16 protein-coding genes are annotated in these 17637 nt (G+C 64.5%); 4 read left to right on the forward strand and 12 right to left on the reverse strand.

All coding sequences use genetic code 11. The annotated features are described in order from the left end of the window. The first annotated feature begins 69 nt into the window (after positions 1 to 69). Positions 70 to 1593, forward strand: coding sequence for an HNH endonuclease signature motif containing protein (locus H535_RS27800; RefSeq protein ID WP_026819864.1), 1524 nt, complete (start codon positions 70 to 72; stop codon positions 1591 to 1593). 105 nt (positions 1594 to 1698) lie between these two features. Here the strand turns inward: H535_RS27800 and H535_RS0112800 are convergent, their stop codons facing one another. The 6 genes from H535_RS0112800 to H535_RS25270 form a co-directional block, all read right to left on the reverse strand. Beyond that, complete coding sequence (locus tag H535_RS0112800) at positions 1699 to 2502, reverse strand: IclR family transcriptional regulator (RefSeq protein WP_026819865.1); 804 nt, start codon at positions 2500 to 2502, stop codon at positions 1699 to 1701. A 21-nt stretch (positions 2503 to 2523) separates the two neighbouring features. After that, the gene (locus H535_RS0112805) at positions 2524 to 3690 is read right to left on the reverse strand and encodes a thiolase family protein (protein ID WP_026819866.1); all 1167 of its coding nucleotides are present in this window, start codon (positions 3688 to 3690) and stop codon (positions 2524 to 2526) included. Further along, positions 3687 to 4334 carry a 3-oxoacid CoA-transferase subunit B gene (locus H535_RS0112810; protein WP_035769535.1) on the reverse strand — a complete coding sequence of 216 codons (648 nt, stop codon included), beginning with the start codon at positions 4332 to 4334 and terminating at the stop codon, positions 3687 to 3689. Before H535_RS0112810 ends, H535_RS0112805 begins: the two co-directional genes overlap by 4 nt. Next, positions 4331 to 5095 (reverse strand): 3-oxoacid CoA-transferase subunit A, encoded by a 765-nt coding sequence (locus H535_RS25265; RefSeq protein WP_051299205.1) that lies wholly within the window; start codon positions 5093 to 5095, stop codon positions 4331 to 4333. The genes H535_RS0112810 and H535_RS25265 overlap by 4 nt, the downstream gene beginning before the upstream one ends. Before the next feature lie 100 nt (positions 5096 to 5195). Continuing rightward, positions 5196 to 5939 (reverse strand): response regulator, encoded by a 744-nt coding sequence (locus H535_RS0112820; RefSeq protein ID WP_035769537.1) that lies wholly within the window; start codon positions 5937 to 5939, stop codon positions 5196 to 5198. Then, positions 5939 to 7606: a sensor histidine kinase gene (locus H535_RS25270; protein ID WP_051299207.1), complete on the reverse strand. Its 1668-nt coding sequence runs from the start codon at positions 7604 to 7606 to the stop codon at positions 5939 to 5941. The genes H535_RS0112820 and H535_RS25270 overlap by 1 nt, the downstream gene beginning before the upstream one ends. Positions 7607 to 7753: 147 nt before the next feature. Here H535_RS25270 and H535_RS0112830 point away from each other — a divergent pair, with 147 nt between their 5' ends. Further along, entirely contained in the window at positions 7754 to 9085 is a 1332-nt protein-coding gene (locus H535_RS0112830; RefSeq protein WP_026819869.1) for a GntP family permease, read from the forward strand. 61 nt (positions 9086 to 9146) lie between these two features. On the opposite strand, the gene H535_RS0112835 is transcribed toward H535_RS0112830, so the two are convergent. From H535_RS0112835 to H535_RS25285, 5 genes are all read right to left on the reverse strand, one after another. After that, positions 9147 to 9869, reverse strand: a complete 723-nt coding sequence (locus H535_RS0112835) for a polyamine aminopropyltransferase (RefSeq protein WP_026819870.1) — start codon at positions 9867 to 9869, stop codon at positions 9147 to 9149. Positions 9870 to 9997: 128 nt separating this feature from the next. After that, positions 9998 to 10726 carry an AAA family ATPase gene (locus H535_RS0112840; protein WP_245580302.1) on the reverse strand — a complete coding sequence of 243 codons (729 nt, stop codon included), beginning with the start codon at positions 10724 to 10726 and terminating at the stop codon, positions 9998 to 10000. A 37-nt stretch (positions 10727 to 10763) separates the two neighbouring features. Next, a complete protein-coding gene (gene pcaC / locus H535_RS25275; protein ID WP_051299211.1) occupies positions 10764 to 11240 on the reverse strand; it encodes a 4-carboxymuconolactone decarboxylase in 477 nt (158 codons plus the stop codon). Next, entirely contained in the window at positions 11237 to 11971 is a 735-nt protein-coding gene (locus H535_RS25280; protein WP_035769540.1) for an alpha/beta fold hydrolase, read from the reverse strand. The genes pcaC and H535_RS25280 overlap by 4 nt, the downstream gene beginning before the upstream one ends. Then, a complete protein-coding gene (locus tag H535_RS25285) occupies positions 11961 to 13385 on the reverse strand; it encodes a lyase family protein (RefSeq protein WP_245580303.1) in 1425 nt (474 codons plus the stop codon). Before H535_RS25285 ends, H535_RS25280 begins: the two co-directional genes overlap by 11 nt. 289 nt (positions 13386 to 13674) lie before the next feature. Between H535_RS25285 and H535_RS0112860 the strand changes: the two genes are divergently transcribed. Beyond that, positions 13675 to 15144, forward strand: a complete 1470-nt coding sequence (locus H535_RS0112860; protein WP_026819872.1) for an aldehyde dehydrogenase family protein — start codon at positions 13675 to 13677, stop codon at positions 15142 to 15144. Positions 15145 to 15225: 81 nt separating this feature from the next. On the opposite strand, the gene ligM is transcribed toward H535_RS0112860, so the two are convergent. Beyond that, positions 15226 to 16632, reverse strand: a complete 1407-nt coding sequence (gene ligM, locus H535_RS0112865; protein ID WP_026819873.1) for a vanillate/3-O-methylgallate O-demethylase — start codon at positions 16630 to 16632, stop codon at positions 15226 to 15228. Between the two features lie 197 nt (positions 16633 to 16829). On the opposite strand from ligM, the gene H535_RS25290 reads away from it, so the two are divergent. Then, positions 16830 to 17630: an NAD(P)-dependent oxidoreductase gene (locus tag H535_RS25290; RefSeq protein WP_035769542.1), complete on the forward strand. Its 801-nt coding sequence runs from the start codon at positions 16830 to 16832 to the stop codon at positions 17628 to 17630. The last annotated feature ends 7 nt before the right edge of the window (positions 17631 to 17637 follow it).

Raw genomic sequence — 17637 nt, forward strand, 5'->3', positions numbered from 1 at the left:
CTATGTGACACCGAATGAATACGAAATAGCATATAAAAACAATGGGAAAATCGCAGCCTAAATACACCGGTGTCCCACAAACTGGAAACGGTTCACCACGGCATCAGCACCGGCGAACTCGTCCGCACCCCCGCCGCCGGCAACGGGCCGCTGGCCGCCATGGGAGAGATGCTCGCCACCGGCGACACCAGCGGCGCCCACATCGACGTCGCCGTCAAAACCCTCGAAAGAATCCCAACACGGCTGGCCACCAGCGCGAACCTGGACACCATCATCAGCTTCATCACCGGACACGCCGCCTCCACCACCCCCAAACAAATCCAGGCCATCTCCAACCGCCTCATCCGCAACCTGGAACCGGACACCGACGACCACTACGACTCCGACGCCTACCTGCGCCGTTCCTTCACCATGAACACCGACATCACCGGCATGGTCCACGGCAGCTACCAACTCGACCCTGCCGCCGGCGCCGAACTGATGACCATTCTCAATCCGCTCGCTGCGCCCTACCCGGCCCGGAAAGACGAGCACGGCAACACCATCGCCCGAGACGACCGCAAACCCGCCCAACGCCGCGCCGACGCCTTCGGCGAACTGATCCGCGCAGGATCCCGCTACCTCGGACCGGTCAACCACGCCAGCGTGCCACAGACCAGCGGCGACACCCCGGACGCAGAGGCAACCAATGACGACTCCGGCAAGAGCGGAGCGCCCTTGACCGAGGTCCCCATGCTTGGGCAGAGCCAAGCCGCCACCCGGCAACCAGGGCAGATACCCGACTTGTTCAGCCTCACCCCCAACGAACAGCCGGAAACGCCGCCGGGCACAGCGCGGCAACCGGACGGCAACGATGCCCGGAAGCAGCCCGGGAACACCGGCCGGCAACATCCCCATAAACCCCACGAGCCCGGGGATAAACCCGCGCAGCAGTCCGGCAGCAGGGCCGGCAAACTACGGCTCTCCCGCAGACAGAACCGGGTCAGCATCGTCACCACCATGGACCAGATCAAAACCGTCCAGGACGGAAGAACCGGACGAGCCAAGCCCGTCGACCCTGTCGACTCCTACTGCGAACAGGTCGGGCCAGTAGCCAGCGGAACGCTGGCGCGGATGTCCTGCGACGCCCTGTTCGAACGGGTCGTGCTTGACGCCAAGGGAGCACTGCTCGACCTCGGCCTGCCCACCCGGCTCGCCTCACCCGCGCAGAGACGCGCCGTGGCCATCAGGGACGGCGGGTGCATAGTTCCGGGCTGCAATCGCCCCGCATCGTGGTGCGAACTTCACCACATCATCTGGTATTCGCACGACGGCCCCACCGACATCGGGAACCTCGGACCCGGCTGCCCATCGCACCACAGCGCCCTCCACGCCGGGCTGCTCGAAGCCACGATGATCGACGGCATCCCCTACGTCCGCGTCACCGCCAAGGGCGCAAAAACCCTCGGCACCACGATGCCCCTTGGATCTGTCGCTCATCCGGAGCGCACCGACTGGATCCGCAACAACTACTTCGACCAGCTCAAAAGCGCCGACCACGCCGCCCGCGCCATCATCGTCCCCTGCACCACAGCCTCACAATGGGCCGCATAAACCCACCCATACCGTTAGACAGCTGCTGCGCCGGTGCCGGCTGGCCGAGCTGCCGGGCGCAGCCAGCCCCCCGCCCTCACAGTTGCCGGAGCCAGCCCCCCGCCCTCACAGTTGCTGGGCGGGCGTGCCTGCCGTCAGGTCAGCTTCAATGGCCGAAACCGCCTTGAGCAGCCGCGGCAGATACTCGGAGGTGATCGAGTCGACCGTCACGCCGGAGGATTGCGCCGACACATTGATCGCCGCGGTCACGTTGCCGTTGCGGTCCCGAACCGGTGCGGCGATGGACCTCAGCCCCGGTTCCAACTCCTCATCCACCAAGGCATACCCTTGACTCCTGACTTGCTGGAGGACCTTCCGCAACCGGTCTGGTTCGTGCACCGTTTTGGACGTCAGCGCCTTCAGCTGCGCCTTGGCCAGATATTCGCCCAGCTGCCGTTCCGTAAGCGCTGCCAGATGGACGCGGCCCATCGAGGTCGCGTACGCGGGAAAACGGGTGCCCAGGTTGATCCCGACTGTCATGATCCGGCGCGTGGGCACTCGTGCGACGTAGACGATCTCGTTCCCATCCAGCACGGACGCCGACGTTGATTCATGCAGATCGATCGACAACTGCTCCAGGTGGGGCTGGGCAATTTCAGGCAACGACAGGCCGGAGAGATAGCTGTAGCCCAGTTCGAGCACCCGCGCGGTCAGCACGAACAGCCGCCCGTCGGTGCGCACGTAACCGAGCTCCACCAGCGTCAGCAGGAAACGCCGGGCCGTGGCCCGGGTCAGTCCGGTCTTGCGCGCCACATCGCTGAGCGTCATCTCGGGGTGGTCGCTGTCGAAGGCGCGGATCACCGAGAGCCCGCGGGCCAGCGATTGCACATACTGCCCGCTGGGAATTGGTATCTGGCTGGTCTCGGTCATCCCAATATCCTATTCGTCAGGTCAGCTTTCCAGCACCACGGCAAGTCCCTGGCCGACACCAATGCAGATCGCTGCCACTCCGATGCCGCCGCCGCGCCGCTTGAGTTCATGGGCCAGGTGCCCGACCACCCGGGCGCCGGACGCGCCCAGCGGGTGCCCTATGGCGATGGCTCCGCCGTGGATATTGACCTTCTCAGGATCGAGCTCCGGCCAGAGCTTGAGGCAGGCCAGGCTCTGTGAGGCGAAGGCTTCGTTCAGTTCGACGACGTCGACATCGTCCCAGCTGTAGCCAGCCCGGGCCAGTGCCTTGTTGGCGGCTTCCACCGGGGCGATGCCGAAAATGTCCGGATCGTTGCCGGCAACCCCGCGCGATACCAGTCGCGCCAGCGGTTCCGTGCCAAGTCGGGCGTTTTCGCCCGCCAGCAACAGTGCGCCGGCACCGTCGTTGAGCGGCGACGAATTGCCAGCTGTGACCGTTCCATTGTCCCGGAACACCGGCTTCAAACCTGCGAGCGTTTCGACAGTTGAGTCGGGCCTGATGCCTTCGTCCCGGGCCAGGTCGGCAACCGGGACCACTTCGGCGTCGTAATGCCCCTCATCCCACGCCTTGGCCGCCAAGCGGTGGCTGCGGGCGGCAAACTCGTCCTGTTGCTCACGCGTAATCCCGTACCGATCGGCGAGGATTTCCGCAGTTTCGCCCAGCGAAACGGTCCACTGATCCGGCATCGCCGGGTTGACCATCCGCCATCCCAGCGTGGAGGAATGCAGCGTTTCATGACCGGCCGGGAAGGGCTTGGCCGGTTTGGGCAGAATCCAGGGCGCGCGGCTCATGGATTCAACGCCGCCGGCGACCATCAGATCCGCGTCGCCGGTTTCGATGGCGCGGCTGCCCTGAATTACGGCCTCGACACCGGACCCGCACAAGCGGTTCACGGTGGCCCCGGGAACCGAGGTCTCATAGCCGGCAAGCAAAGCAGCCATCCGCGCGACGTTGCGGTTGTCTTCGCCCGCCTGGTTCGCGTCGCCCACCAGCACCTCGTCGATGGAGGCGCTCTCAAGCCCGGTGTTCCTGTTCAGCAGTTCCTTGAGTACGACGGCGGCCAGGTCGTCCGGGCGGGTGGTGGCCAGCGACTTGCCGAGGCGGCCGAACGGGGTGCGGACGGCGTCGTAAATGAAGCTGGCACTCATGCCGCCACCAGTCCGTCCAGCAGCTGCACGCCCATGGCCTCCTGCAACGCCGCCAGGTCCATGTCGGCGAAGATTTCCAGCACCCGCAGTTGCCCGTCGACGATCTCGAAGAGAGCCATGTCCGTATAGACCCGTTCCACGGTGCCGATTCCGGTCAACGGATAAGTGCACTGCTCGACGATCTTGCAGTCGCCGTTCTTGGTGAACAGATTCATCATCACGTACACGTGCTTGGCGCCGATGGCCAGGTCCATGGCACCGCCTACCGCGGGGATTGCGTCGGCCGCACCGGTGTGCCAGTTCGCCAAATCCCCGGTGACCGACACCTGGTACCCGCCGAGGACGCAGTAGTCGATGTGCCCGCCACGCATCATGGCGAAGGAGTCGGCGTGGTGGAAGTAGCTTGCCCCGGCGGGTTCAGTGACCGGGATTTTGCCGGCGTTGATCAGGTCTTCGTCGATTTCGTCCTCGGCCGCGGCCCTGCCCATGCCGAGCATGCCATTTTCGGTGTGGAGTATGATTTCGCGATCTTCCGGCAGGTAGTCCGCGGCCAGCGTCGGCAACCCGATCCCCAGGTTCACGATGGCGCCGTCCGGAAAGTCTGCGGCGAGGCGTTCGGCTATTTCATTGCGACTGAGTTTCATAATGCCTTTCCTGCGGTGGCGGCGGAGCCTGCTGTGGCGGCGGTGCTTCCGGAGCCTGCTGTAGCTGTGGCGGCGATGTTGTCGGCGGCCGGCGCGTTCCGCGGCAGCTCGAGCACCCGGTCAACGTAGATGCCCGGCGTAATCACCGCCTCCGGATCGAGTTCGCCCAGCGGCACGACGTCGTCCACCTGGGCGATCGCCGTCGTCGCCGCGGCAGCCATTATGGGACCGAAGTTGCGTGCCGTCTTCCGGTACACCAGGTTGCCCCAGCGGTCTGACTTCAGCGCCTTGATCAGGGCGAAGTCGGCCTTGATCGGGTACTCGAGGACGTAGTCCCGCCCGTCGATATGCCGCGTTTCCTTGCCCTCGGCCAGCATGGTGCCGTATCCGGTGGGCGTGAAGAAGGCGCCGACACCCGCCCCTGCTGCACGGATGCGTTCGGCCAGGTTCCCCTGCGGCACGACTTCCAGTTCGATGTCCCCGGCCAGGTAACGCTCGTCGAAGATTTGCGAATCCTTCTGACGCGGGAAGGAACAGATCATTTTCCGCACCTGCCCGGCGCCGATCAAGGCCGCCAGTCCCGTGGTGCCGTTTCCCGCATTGTTATTGACGACAACCAAGTCCTTCGCGCCATGCTCCAGCAGCGCATCGATGAGTTCGACGGGCTGGCCTGCCCGCCCGAATCCACCCATCATGACGGTGGCTCCATCCGGAATGTCAGCGACCGCCTCCGCGGCACTGCCGATCTGTTTGTTGACCATAGAAGTCCTTCCGCACTGAGAGCGTGTTCGCTTCGCAAACGAATGTTCTAATAGTGAACATAGCACGAAGCCGGGGCGGGGGCAATGGTTGCGGCAGCATTCAGGTTCCCCCGGTGCGGTTCTTTCGTGCGCCCCATCGGTACTCGTACTCCGGTCGGCCGGGTGTTCCATAGCGCGGAGTGCGGACCGCCGACCCGTCCGTTGCCAGGTGCTCGAGGTACCGCCGGGCCGTCACCCGGGACATTCCCAACTCGTCCATGACTTCGGTGGCGGAGACTCCCGCATGCGCGGTTTGCAAAAGGTCGACGACGGCGGCGAGAGTCGCTTCCGACATTCCCTTGGGCAGGTTCGCGGTTCCCGGGCTTCGCAAGGCGGCGAGTGTCTTATCCACTTCGGACTGGTTGATGGTGGACGGCTGCCGGGCCATACTTTCGTGGAATTCCTTGAACTGGCTGAGCTTCTCGCTAAAGGAGGAGAAGGTGAATGGCTTGATCAGGTATTGGGCGACTCCGGCCGCAACCGCCCGCTGGACAATGGGAAGTTCCCGCACGGCTGTGACGGCGATGATCCCGGTGGAAAACCCCGCCCCGCGCACCCGGTGGATGATATCCAGGCCATGAATGTCCGGCAGGTTCATGTCCAGCAGCATCAGGTGGATCGCGCCCGTATCGCTGTCCCGGGCGGATTCGGCCATCACTTTCAATGCTTCGGCTCCGGTCGTCGCCACGGCTGCCAGCTCAAACCCGTCGGCCCGGCGCACGTATTCGGCGTGCGCGTCGGCGGCAATTGACTCGTCCTCCACAACGAGGACACGGATGGATTCACTCACGGACGGCTCGCTCATCATGGCTCCGCTGGACGATGCGGAACACCATCGGCGTCGGCGTCACGGGGCTGCAGCTCACGGTCCCCGCCGACCGAGTCGTACATCGGCAGCCGGACGTTGAAAACCGCTCCCCCGTCCACCGCCTGCACGGTCACCTCGCCGCCGAGCCGGGTGCAGGCCTGCCGCACCAGGGCCAGTCCGAGGCCGCCGGATTCCGGGACAGATTTGGTACTGAACCCCAGATCGAAGATTCGCTCGATCTCCAATACATCGATACCCGTTCCGTTGTTCCAGACCCGGATACAGAAGTCGTCATCGGCGACCGCCAGATCAACGGCGACCCTTGGTTCCTCCCCCGCCGTGGCGGCGTCGAACGCGTTGTCGAGCAGGTTCCCCAGGATCGTCACCAGCTCCCGCGGATCCAGCGCCGGCGGCACCAGTGAGTGCTCCGCATTGATGTCCAGCTCGATTCCACGTTCGTTGGCTTGGGCCGCCTTGCCCACCAGCAGCGCTGAGAGGTACGGCTCGTCCACCGACGCCACCACGTTGTCGGTGAGTTGCTGCGAGCGCTGCATGTCCACGGCAGCGAATTCGGCGGCGTCATTGCTGCGGCCGAGCTCGATCAGGGACACGATCGTGTGCAGCCGGTTGGAATGTTCGTGGGTCTGCGCCCGCAGGGCGTCAGTCACCGTTTGCATGGTCTGCAGCTCGCCGGTCAATTCCTCGATTTCCGTGTGGTCCCGGAATGTGGTCACCGTACCCATACTCGCCCGCGGATGGGCCGAAACGGCCGGCGGCATGGCTGCTTCCTGGTTCACCACGAGGATCCTGTCGGCGGTCAGATACAGTTCGTCCGTTGCCCGTCGGCCGCTGCGCAGCAGTTCCTTCAGCGCGGCCGGAAGCTCCAGCTCCCGGGTGTGGACCGGACGGTCATCGACGCCGGGAGCGGGCAGGTTGAGCAGCGACGCCGCCTGGTCGTTGTAGAGGACGAGCTCGCCGGAGGAACTGACCAGCACCATCCCCTCACGCACCGAGTGCAGCACGGCGTCGTAAAAGACGAACATCCGCGAGAGGTTCTCCGGCCCCAGGCCCAGGGTCAGCTGCCGCAGCCGGCGACTGATCCACCAGGACGCCAGGCTGCCAATCACCAAGGCCCCGGCGGCGGTGCCGAACAGCAGGGGCAGCTGCGAGGCGAGCGCTTCGCTGACGCTGGCGATGGTGACGCCCGACGAGACCAGGGCAACCACGTCGCCGTCGTCGTCGAACACCGGAGCGATGGTGCGCACGGACGGACCAAGCGTTCCGGTGTAGGTCTCGGTGTACGTTTCACCCGCCAGCGCCTGCCGCACGGAACCGATGTACTCGCCGCCGATTTCCTTTTCGTTCCGGTGGGTGAAGCGGGTGCGATCCGGCGCCATGATGGTGATGAAATCCGCGTTGCTCTCGTTCATCACCGTGCGGGCATAGGGCTGGAGCAGCTGCGTGGGGGTGTCGCTTTGCACCGCGCGAACCACAAACGGGTCGTTGGCCAGCGTGGTGGTGACGGCGTGCATTCTGCCGGCCGCTTCGGCATATTGCTGGTCGCTCGCGTCCTGGTACATCACCCAGGCGATGCCGGCCGTCAGGCACAGCACAAAGATGAGCTGCCCGGCGAAGAACCGGCGGGAGATGGTCCAGGACTTCAAGAAACTGCGCCTCCTTCCCGGTCCGGAATTTTGTGACGTGGTGAACAGTATGAACGCAAGTCGTGATGGGCGTCACTGATCTGTGCACCATGGTCAGCGGCGCACGTCGCATTCATGTGCTTCCACCCTATTAAGAAAGGACAAATTTTGAGTGACACATTGATACTTGTCCACACGGGGATCTCCATCCTCATCATCGTGGGCTTGATCCTCGGCACCAAATTGCATGAGGTCCTGGCCATCACCATTGGTGCCCTGTACCTGGGCATCGCCACCGGCCTTGGCTTCGCCAACACGGCCGAAACTGTAGCTTCCGGTTTTGGCGGCATCATGGGGGACATTGGGCTGCTGATTATCTTCGGCGTGCTGCTCGGTTCCCTGCTGTCCGCGGTGGGAGCCCTGGAACGACTGACATCGGCCCTGTTGCGGGTGTTCGGCGCGGAACGCTCGCCTTACGTCTTCGGCATGTCGATGAGCAGCATCTTCCCGGCCATCTACACCGATGTGCTGCTGGTGCTGACCGCCCCGCTGGGCAACCGCATCGCACCGCGCATCAAGCACAACGGCACGGCCTCGATGGGCGCTGCCCTGGTTCTTGGTTCCGAACTGGGCCTGGTCCTGGTGGTCCCGGGCGCCGGGGCATTGGCCGTCGCCGGCCTGCTCAACGTCTCGTTGAGCCAGATGCTGTTGTGGGGTCTGGTGGTGGCGCTGCCGACGGCGTTCTTCAGCATCCTGGCCTACCGCTGGCTGCTCAAGCGCGGGTTGTGGAACGCGGAAAAGGACGAAATCACCGCAGTTCCCTCCAATGGGGCCACAGAAGCGCCGAAACGTTCATCGCTGCCGTTGCCGCTGTTGTTGCTCCCGCTGCTGATCTCGGTGGCGCTCATTGCCCTCGGCGGCATCGCGAAGGCCGCCGGGCTGGAAGACGGCGTCATCAGCTTCCTGGGCAATCCGATGGTCGCGCTGCTGCTCGGCCTGCTGCTCGCCTACTTCATCGCCTGGCGTTCGCTGGGCAACGACGTCGTCAATGGCGCCTTGGATAAGGCGCTGCGCGACGGCGGTCCGATCCTGGTCATTACCGGCCTCGGCGGTGCCCTCGGTTCCGTGATCAGCGAGAGCGGGCTCGAAGACATCCTGGCCGGTTACTTCTCAGCCAACGCGTTGTCCCCGCTGCTGCTGGCGTGGCTGATCGCCGTCATCCTGCATGCGGCCATCGGCTCCACCTCGGTCGCTGCGATCACCGCCGCCGGCATCCTGGCCCCGGTGATGGGCCAGATCGGCGTCGATCCGCTACTGATCGCGCTGGCCGCGGGAAGCGGCGCGTTGTTCGCGCTGCACGTGAACAGCAACTTTTTCTGGATGACGCAGAAACTGCTGAACCTGTCGACGCAGGGAACGTTGAAGGTCTGCACTATCATCACCTCGATCGCATCAGTGATTTCGCTGTTCTGCGTCCTCGGGTTGAGCCTGTTCCTCTAGGGCTGGTACCGCCGGATCCAACGCGGGATCCGGCAAGAGGTCAGAAGCCGTTCGGTTGTTTTCAACTGGACGGCTTCTGTGCGAGATAGACCGTGTTGGTCGCTTCCCTGTCCTGCAGCGGATTGGGGAAGCTGACCACCTTGGCCGTGACGCCATCGAACACCTGACGCAAAGTGGTCGTGAAGTCCTCATCGGGCGGATCGTTGGACCACAGCGCGAAAATGCCGCCGGGGTGAAGATGCGCCACCAGCTGCTCCAGCCCCTCGCGCTCGTAGAACGCGGCGTTGTCCGGATGCAGCACATGGCGTGGCGAGTGGTCGATGTCGAGCATAATCGCATCAAACCGGCGCGCGGGCGCTTGGGGATCAAAGCCGGACTCCGAGCCCGCCATGGTGAAAAAATTGTCGTGGACGTAGCGGCAGCGGGGATCGGCGGTCAGCGACTCCCCGGCCGGGATCAGCCCCTGCCGGTGCCAGTCGATCACCTCGCCGAGCGCCTCGACCACGAGCATCGAACCCACTGTGGAAGACTCCAGCGCTGTCTGCGCCGTGTATCCCAGGCCAAGCCCGCCGACGACGACGTCGAGCCCCTCACCCGGCAGCTGGGCCAGCGCGAGCCGGGCCAGTTCAATCTCGGCCACCGTGAACAGGCTCGACATCAGGAACTCGTCGCCGAGCTTGACCTCGTAAACGTCCTGTGTGGAGACCGGGTCCCGGCGGCGGCGAAGGCTGATCTCGCCGAGAGGAGTTTCGCGCCAGTCGAGTTCCTCGAACCGCTTGCTCACAGCAACCCCCGTACTGCGGGCGCCTTGTCGGCGGGCTGGTGGTTGTGGCTGCGGCCGGTGGCCGAGGTGGCTGTCAGCAATATAGGCATTGGTCCAGTGTCCCAGAACGCACCCGCCCCAATCATCGCTCAGTCCAGAATGTGCCGCAGGTAGCGTTGCGGCTCATTCAGGTAGGACCTCCAGTTGGAGACCAGCTCCAATTCATCCCATTCGCGGCGGCTGATGCCCTGCTCGCTCATCTCGTGGATCGTCGCGCCGGGCAGGGAGGCCAGCACCGGCGAGTGCGTGGCACACAGCACCTGCGATCCGTTGGCCGCCAGATCTGCGAGGATGCCCATCAGGGCCAGCGTCGAACTGAACGACAGCGCGGCTTCGGGCTCATCCAGGCAGTAGAAACCGGTGGTCGTCAGGTACGTTCCGGCCACTGAGAGGAACGACTCGCCGTGGCTCATCCGGTGAAAATCGTGACCGCCCTCGAGATTGTGTTGGAACGTGTAGTACCCGTGCATGGTTTCCGCCCGCAGGAAGAATCCCCACTTCGGAGCCCCAGGACGCCGCACCAGAGTGATCCAGTCGTCCAGTGGCGACTCCGACCGGTGCGTGTGATGCGCGGAGTGGATCGTTCCGCCCTCCGGGCCCAGTCCGTAGGAGGCGGCAACGGCTTCCACCAGGGTCGACTTGCCGGTGCCGTTCTCGCCCACCAGGAAGGTGACACCGTCGTCCAGCTCCAAGCCGGAACGCAGGGTTTCAGCAACGGCAGGGATGTTTGCCGGCCAGGTGTCCGGTTCGACGACGGCATCCGTCCCGCGGATTTCGCGCACCAAGCGCCGGTCCTGGAGGGAATCCCGGCGCGTCACGCCCTCATTCCCCGCGCCCGGCATCGACATGGACCGCCTACTGCTCCCGCGCTTCGGCGATAATCGGCTGGGCGATCTTGAAGGCGGAGTTGGCCGATGGCACGCTGCAGTAGATGGCCGACTGCAGCAGAACTTCCTTGATCTCGTCGGGAGTCAGGCCGTTTCGCAGTGCCGCGCGCACGTGCATGCCCAACTCGTCCATATGGCCTCCGGCGATCAGCGCCGTCATGGTGATGGCGCTGCGCATCCTCCGGTCCAGCCCGGAACGGGTCCAGATTTCGCCCCATGCCGTCCTGGTGATCATGTCCTGGAAATCGGCGGTGAACTCATCGATGCCGACGTTGGCCCGGTCCACGTGCTCGTCGCCGAGCACCTCGCGGCGCACGGCCATGCCCGCGTCGAAGCGCGCACTGTCTCCCGGGAAACGACTGTCCGCCGCCGGTGACCGTTCCGCACGTCCCGACGTGGCGGCGTCGTGGTCCGCCGGGTTCCTGCCGTCGTTGCCGCCGCTCACTTGCGCTCCTGGATGAAGCCGGCCATCGCCTGGGCCACCTGATCGGGCTGTTCGATGGGGGCCAGGTGGGAGGCGTCGGTGATGGTCTGGTAACCGGCACCGGAAATGGGCTCGGCCACGGACCGGCCGGTTTCGGGCGGGGCGACCGGGTCGTGCTCGCCGGAGAGCACCAGCGTGGGCACGTTGACGTCGCTCAGCCGCTCGCGCAGGTCGAAGTCCGCCAGCGCGTCACAGAGATAGGCGTAGGAGTCATTGTCCGCGTCGGAGAGGTCGTGCAGCAGCTGGGACACCGAGTCCGGGTCCCGCTCGATGAACCCTGGCGCGAACCAGCGCTGCGCGGAGCCTTCCACCAGCACGGCAGTCCCCTGGGCGCGGACCTGTTCGGCACGGTCCAGCCACGCCTGGCGTTCGCCGAACTTCGCTGCCGAGCACACCACGGCGAGGCTGTCCAGCCGGCCGGGGTAGCGCAGCGCGAGGTCGAGGCCAACGGAGCCGCTCAGCGAGATGCCCACGTAGTGGAAGGTGTCCATCTGCAGGGTGTCGGCGAGCTCAATGACCTGGTCAGCGATGTCGGAAATGCTCACCGGCCCGGGCGCCGGAGTTTGCGGCCCGTGACCGGGAAGTTCGAAGTTGTTTACCTGCAGTGACTGCGGCAGCAGCGGCTGCGTCTTGGACCAGACGAACGACGACGTGCCCAACGAGGGGCCAAGGATCAGATTGTTACTGGCCATGATGGCTCCTGTCTGTGAATTGTTCCTGGTATGCGGCCAGGGCGCGGTCAATAAAGGTGTCCGCGCAGCCCAGATACGCGGCCGGATCGAGCAGCTCGTCCACGTCGTATCCTTCCACGCCGTCGAGGGCATCCGCTAACAGCGCCCGCAGGTCATCCCCCGTTCCGGCGCGGGTCACCAGGTGCTGGACCGCTTCCTTGCCCAGCACCGGCGCGAGCTTGAGCATCAGCCGCTCGCTGAGCACCAGCCCTCCGGTCAGCTGCAGGTTGGCCTTCATCTTCGTGTCATGCACCTGGAGTCCGTCGGTCAGCTCGGCGGCAAGGGCGGCGCATCCGCCGGCCAGTCGCAGCAGTTCCTGCAGCGTGGCCCATTCGGTATGCCACGCCCCGTCGGGACGCTCGTCGACAGCCAGCGCACTGCGGTGCAGTTCGGCGGCCATCGCCGGCGCTTTCCGGGCGGCGGCGCTGATCAGCACGCTGAGCACCGGATTTTGCTTCTGCGGCATGGCCGACGAGCCGCCGCGGCCGTCCCCGGACGGTTCACCCAGTTCGGCAATCTCGGTTCGGCACAGCAAGGTCACGTCGACGGCGATCTTCCCGAGCGCATCAGTGACAGCCGCGAGCGCATCGCCGAGTTCTGTCACCGGCGCGCGCCGGGTGTGCCAAGGCAGCGCTGGAGCCTGCAGCCCCAATTCAGCGGCATACTGTTCGACGACGGCGTCCGCCGCCTGCGGATCCAGCAGTTCCACTGTGGCAGCCAGCGTTCCGGAGGCGCCGCCCAACTGTGCGGGCAGCCGGGAAGCCGCGTCCTCCAGCCGGCGTGCCGCCGTCGTCGACCCCTGCAGCCACCCCGCGGCCTTCAAACCGAAGGTGGTGGGCACCGACTGTTGCGTCAGGGTGCGGGCGGCCATCACGGTTTGCCGGTGGTCGTCCGCGAGCGCGGCCAGCCCATCGGCGGTGGCATGCAGATCGGCACCGATGATGGAGACCGTGTGCGCGGCGATCAGCATCAGTGCGGTGTCGACGATGTCCTGGCTGGTGGCGCTCTTGTGTACCGAGGACACCGCGTCCGGGTCGAGCCGGCGGACTTCCGCGCGCAGGTCGGCCAGCAACGGGATGACCGGATTCCCGCCGCCGCGGGCGCGCAGCGCGATGGAGCGGATGTCAAAGTTGGACGGGTCCGCGGCTCTCCGGATGGTGTCCACGTGGGCGGCGGGGATGGCACCCTGTTCGGCCATTGCCGCCGCAAGCGCCACTTCCGCTTCGAGCAGCGCTACCAGGAACGACTCGTCTGAACTGGCCGCTGCCGCAGCGGTGCCGGACCACATAGGTGCAGTCAGCGAATAGTCGTGTTCCTGCCCGCCCGCACTGGAGTCGACATGTGAATGACTGGCCGCACCGGCCTGCGTGCTCACCACTTCCGACCCTCTGCTGAGCCTCTGGCAGATGTCATACGAAGTCTCCTCCTGCGGCGCTTATGTGTTGCGGAAAATCTCTGCCTACGATATCCCGACCCGCGTCCACTCGGTGCCACTGTCAGGAAGACTCCCTGCCCGGACGCTTGCTCACCGGTCATCAACAAAATCGTTGACAAGATTGCGTCTTCTTGATTAGGTCAATACATCCAATGCCGCAGGCGCTGATGTCCTTCCTGAAGTGCTCCTGGAATGTGCGCCTACGCCACATACAACGACGGAGTTAGCCATGACACTGCACGATGTAGAACAAGAGGTGCGCACCGGGCTGTTTATCAACGGCCAGGCCTCCCCCGGTGCCGGCGAGATGACAGTGCAGAACCCGGCCGATCCCGGCTCACCCGTCGGCGTCGCGGCCGCAGCTTCCCGCGACGAGGCGTTGTCGGCGGCCGCGGCCGCGAAGGCCGCCTTCCCGGCATGGGCCGCCCGCTCTCCACAAGAACGTGGCGGACAACTGGATGCGGCACTGAACGTGCTCGAAAGCTTCAAAGAGGAAGACGCCGCCATCTTGTCCCGCGAGAACGGCAAGATCCTAATGGAAGCCGCTATCGACCTGATGGTGTTCAACGCCCGTTTTGGTCTGGCCTCGGGGCTTGCGAACGAAGTGGCAACCACAACGGTGCTGCCGGGTCCTCCCGCCGACACCACCGTCAGCTACAAACCGCTCGGCGTCGTGACAATTATCGTTCCGTTCAACTGGCCTTTGGCCATCCTGGCGGCGTCCCTGCCCTACGCGCTGATCACGGGCAACACCGTAGTGGTCAAGCCTCCGCCGTCCGCCCCATTGGCCACCACTCGTGTCGTCCAGCGGGTCGCCGAGCAGTTGCCGCCCGGAGTGCTCAACGTGGTGACGGGCAAGGATGATGAAATCGGCGAGGCTTTGGTGTCATCGCCGGATGTTGCAAAAGTGTGCTTCACGGGAAGTCCGGGTGGCGGCAAGCGAATTATGTCAATGGCCTCCGGCACGCTGACGCGGGTGACTCTGGAACTAGGAGGCAACGACCCGGCGCTGATCCTCGACGACGCCGATCTCAGCGACGCGGCTCTGGACGGTCTCTTCCACGGGGTTTTCGACAGTACCGGGCAGATTTGCATGGCGGCCAAACGCCTTTATGTACATCGGTCCCGCTACCAGCAGGTTATTGACGGCCTCAGTGCGCGTTTGGAGCACACCGTCCTGGGGCGCGGCACAGATGCGGGAACAACCATGGGGCCGCTGCACTCGGGGGCGCAAAAGAAGTTTGTCGCAGATCTCGTTGACGAAGCCCGCGCGGCAGGTGCCGAAGTCCGCGAATTCGGACAATTGCCCGCCGATACGTCCCTGGCCGAGGGGAACTTCCTGCGTCCAACCTTGGTCCTGGATCCCGATCCGAATCTCGGGGTCGTGACTGAAGAGCAGTTCGGGCCCACCATCCCCATTATCCCGTTTGACGAGGACGACCACGCCATAGCAGCGGCCAATGACACCTGGGCCGGGCTATGTGCCTCGGTGTGGACGCAGGACCGCACCAGGGCCGCCGCTGTTGGCAATCAGTTAATGGCGGGTTACGTATTCGTCAATAACCACGGAGCCCACGCCCTCGATGAACGTGTCCCCTTCGGCGGGTTCAAGGGATCCGGCATGGGACGCGAAATGGGCATTGAAGGGATCCGTGAATTCATGGACACTCATAGCCTCGCCCTTCCGCCTGAGGGCTGAGGACGACGCCGCCCGTGCCTCGCGAACAGTCGGAGGCGTAAGGCACAGGGACATCGGCGGATCTTGGCTGCCCGGGTCAGGTCAGGCTTCTTGTGCGGTGCGCCAGCCGCCGCGGTATTCGTTGCGGGCGGTGACCGAGTACGGCACCGGGCTGACGATGGCGCGCACTTCGATCTGCCGGTGCGGCTCGACGGTGGTCTTGTCGGTGCCGCCGTCGGGCTCGCCCCAGATCACCGTGACCTCGGTTCCGATCTCCACATCCGGGTTCACGGTCGCCAGCGACAGCGCCCGCTTCTCATTGGCACTATAACCAGTAAAGAGGGACAAACCCACGTTCGTTCCATCGGCATCGACGACGGAATCGTAGTTCGAGGAACCGTAATTAGCGTTGGGCAGATCGAAATACTTATAGCTGACGTTCTCCGTGTCGAACTGTGAGGCGAAGATCGTCGTCATGTCCTCGGCGTTCCAGGCCAGGGTGACCTTCTTGCGCTGCGCGGCCGGATCCACCTGCTCGAGCGCCTGGCGTCCAATGAAGTCGTGATCGAACTTCACAAACGACCCATAACCCAGCTCCCACGGATTCAAGTAGTAATCCTCAATATTGTCCGACACGAACGAACCGGCCACCGCGTTCACCGCCTCATAGCTGTCGGCGCCGAGCCATTCGCGGTACCCGCGCATCTGCTCGCCCGTATAGATCGCCGGCAACGGCGACGGGATCCACCCCGACTCCAGCGTATTGGACGAATAAGCACGCGCGCCGACGGCGAGCATCCCGAACTCGGCACCGGCGTCCAGGATGGTCTCGCGGACCGTATCATAGGACTCGTACGGGCCCCACAGCTCCAGCCCGGGAGCGCCGGCCATCCCGTGACGCAGGGTCCGCACCCGCAGTCCGGCCACATTCATATAGTCCATGTTGAAGAACTTCAACTGCTCCACCGGACCGCCATTGACCTTCTCAATGATCTTCCACGCATTCGGGCCCTGGATCTGCAGGCGCCAGTACTTGCGCGAGACCGGCTTGCCCATCGGCCGCGACGGCGAACGCCGGTCGACCTCAATCTCCACATCATAGCCACCGGTCTGACCGTGATAGAGCAGCCAGTTCGCCGCCGGGGACCGACCCACATACACAAACTCGTCCTCGGCCTCATGGAACAGGATCCCGTCACCAATCACATGCCCCGCCGGCGTCGTCGGCACGTACTGCTTGGCCTTATTCACCGGAAACTTCTCGACGCTATTAATCGCGGTATCGGAAATCAACTTCAAAGCATCCGGACCCTTCATGAACAAGTTATCCATATGATGGGTCTGGTCATACAACACCGCAGACTCCCGCCAGGCCCGCACTTCCGTGCGCCAGTTCGTAAACTCCGGCGGCACAATGGGATAAACATAAGCACCCATCTGGGAATTGCGCAGCAACTCAACAGTGTTCCCGGCAGCATCCAAAACATCCTGCAGATTCTTTGCACTCATGGAATGCTCGTCCTCTCCTCATAGACTTGGCCCGGACTTTCCATGCGGGGCGCTCGTACAGCCGGAAATCACTACGTTGCCGGGCAGTTGATGTGATGTTGCTAACCTATAAGCTGTAGAAACAAGCGTCAACAGGATTGTTGACGTTATTTCAGACCATCCGTGCGCCACACGGCGCGAGAGGGTTAGGGTTGAGCATGCAGATCACCATTTTGGGCTTGGGGGAGGCTGGAAGCCTCTACGCTGAAGGTCTCGCACAGCGGGGCGGAGAAGTGACCGGTTTCGATCCCTATGTGTCACCGGAGCTGCCCGACGTCCGGCTCGCCTCCAGTTTGCCTGCCGCTGTCTCCGGTGCCGACGTCGTGATTAGCCTGGCCGGCGCCGCCGCCGCCAAAGACGTCACCGCCGAAGCCGCTGCCGCCATGGCGCCGTCGGCCGTTTTCGCTGATTTCAATACTGGCGGGCCGGATTTGAAGCGGGAACTCGCCCGGATCGTTGCCGGTTGCGGGATACTCTTTGCCGACGTCGCCGTGATGGCACCGGTACCGCGGAACGGAAGCCTGACACCGCTGCTGGCCAGCGGAGACGGCGCGGATCTGCTGGCCGAGCGGATCGCGCCATTGGGCGTGCCGATCGACGTCGTCCCCGGTGAGGCAGGGGAAGCCGCGGGCCGGAAACTGCTGCGCAGTGTCTTCATGAAGGGCCTGGCCGGTTTGGTCTATGAGAGTGTCACCGCCGCGGAGAAGAGTGATGCCGGTTCCTGGATGCGTGACCAGATCGCCGCCGAGCTGGGCCCGGACGGCGCACAACTGGTTGAACGGCTGATTACCGGCACCCGCTTGCATGCCGGACGCCGCATGCATGAGATGGAAGGGGCGATAGAGCATCTGCACACCCTCGACTCACCGACATGGATCACCGAAGGCACCCTGAGCTGGCTCCGCAGCCTGGCCGATGGCCCGCCCGAGGCCACTGCGGACCGGTCCGAGGGACACTGACAACTCC

Origin of the sequence: Arthrobacter castelli DSM 16402, from assembly GCF_000430705.1 — a bacterium.
Classification (GTDB): domain Bacteria; phylum Actinomycetota; class Actinomycetes; order Actinomycetales; family Micrococcaceae; genus Arthrobacter_C; species Arthrobacter_C castelli.

Bases quoted from the DNA above. Each gene is read 5' to 3' on its own strand.
- H535_RS25280 (WP_035769540.1), bottom strand. From the start codon at position 11,971: ATGGCCAGTAACAATCTGATCCTTGGCCCCTCGTTGGGCACGTCGTCG.
- H535_RS0112805 (WP_026819866.1), bottom strand. From the start codon at position 3,690: ATGAGTGCCAGCTTCATTTACGACGCCGTCCGCACCCCGTTCGGCCGC.
- H535_RS0112860 (WP_026819872.1), top strand. From the start codon at position 13,675: ATGACACTGCACGATGTAGAACAAGAGGTGCGCACCGGGCTGTTTATC.
- ligM (WP_026819873.1), bottom strand. From the start codon at position 16,632: ATGAGTGCAAAGAATCTGCAGGATGTTTTGGATGCTGCCGGGAACACT.
- H535_RS0112800 (WP_026819865.1), bottom strand. From the start codon at position 2,502: ATGACCGAGACCAGCCAGATACCAATTCCCAGCGGGCAGTATGTGCAA.
- H535_RS25265 (WP_051299205.1), bottom strand. From the start codon at position 5,095: ATGGTCAACAAACAGATCGGCAGTGCCGCGGAGGCGGTCGCTGACATT.
- H535_RS0112820 (WP_035769537.1), bottom strand. From the start codon at position 5,939: ATGAGCGAGCCGTCCGTGAGTGAATCCATCCGTGTCCTCGTTGTGGAG.
- H535_RS25290 (WP_035769542.1), top strand. From the start codon at position 16,830: ATGCAGATCACCATTTTGGGCTTGGGGGAGGCTGGAAGCCTCTACGCT.
- H535_RS0112810 (WP_035769535.1), bottom strand. From the start codon at position 4,334: ATGAAACTCAGTCGCAATGAAATAGCCGAACGCCTCGCCGCAGACTTT.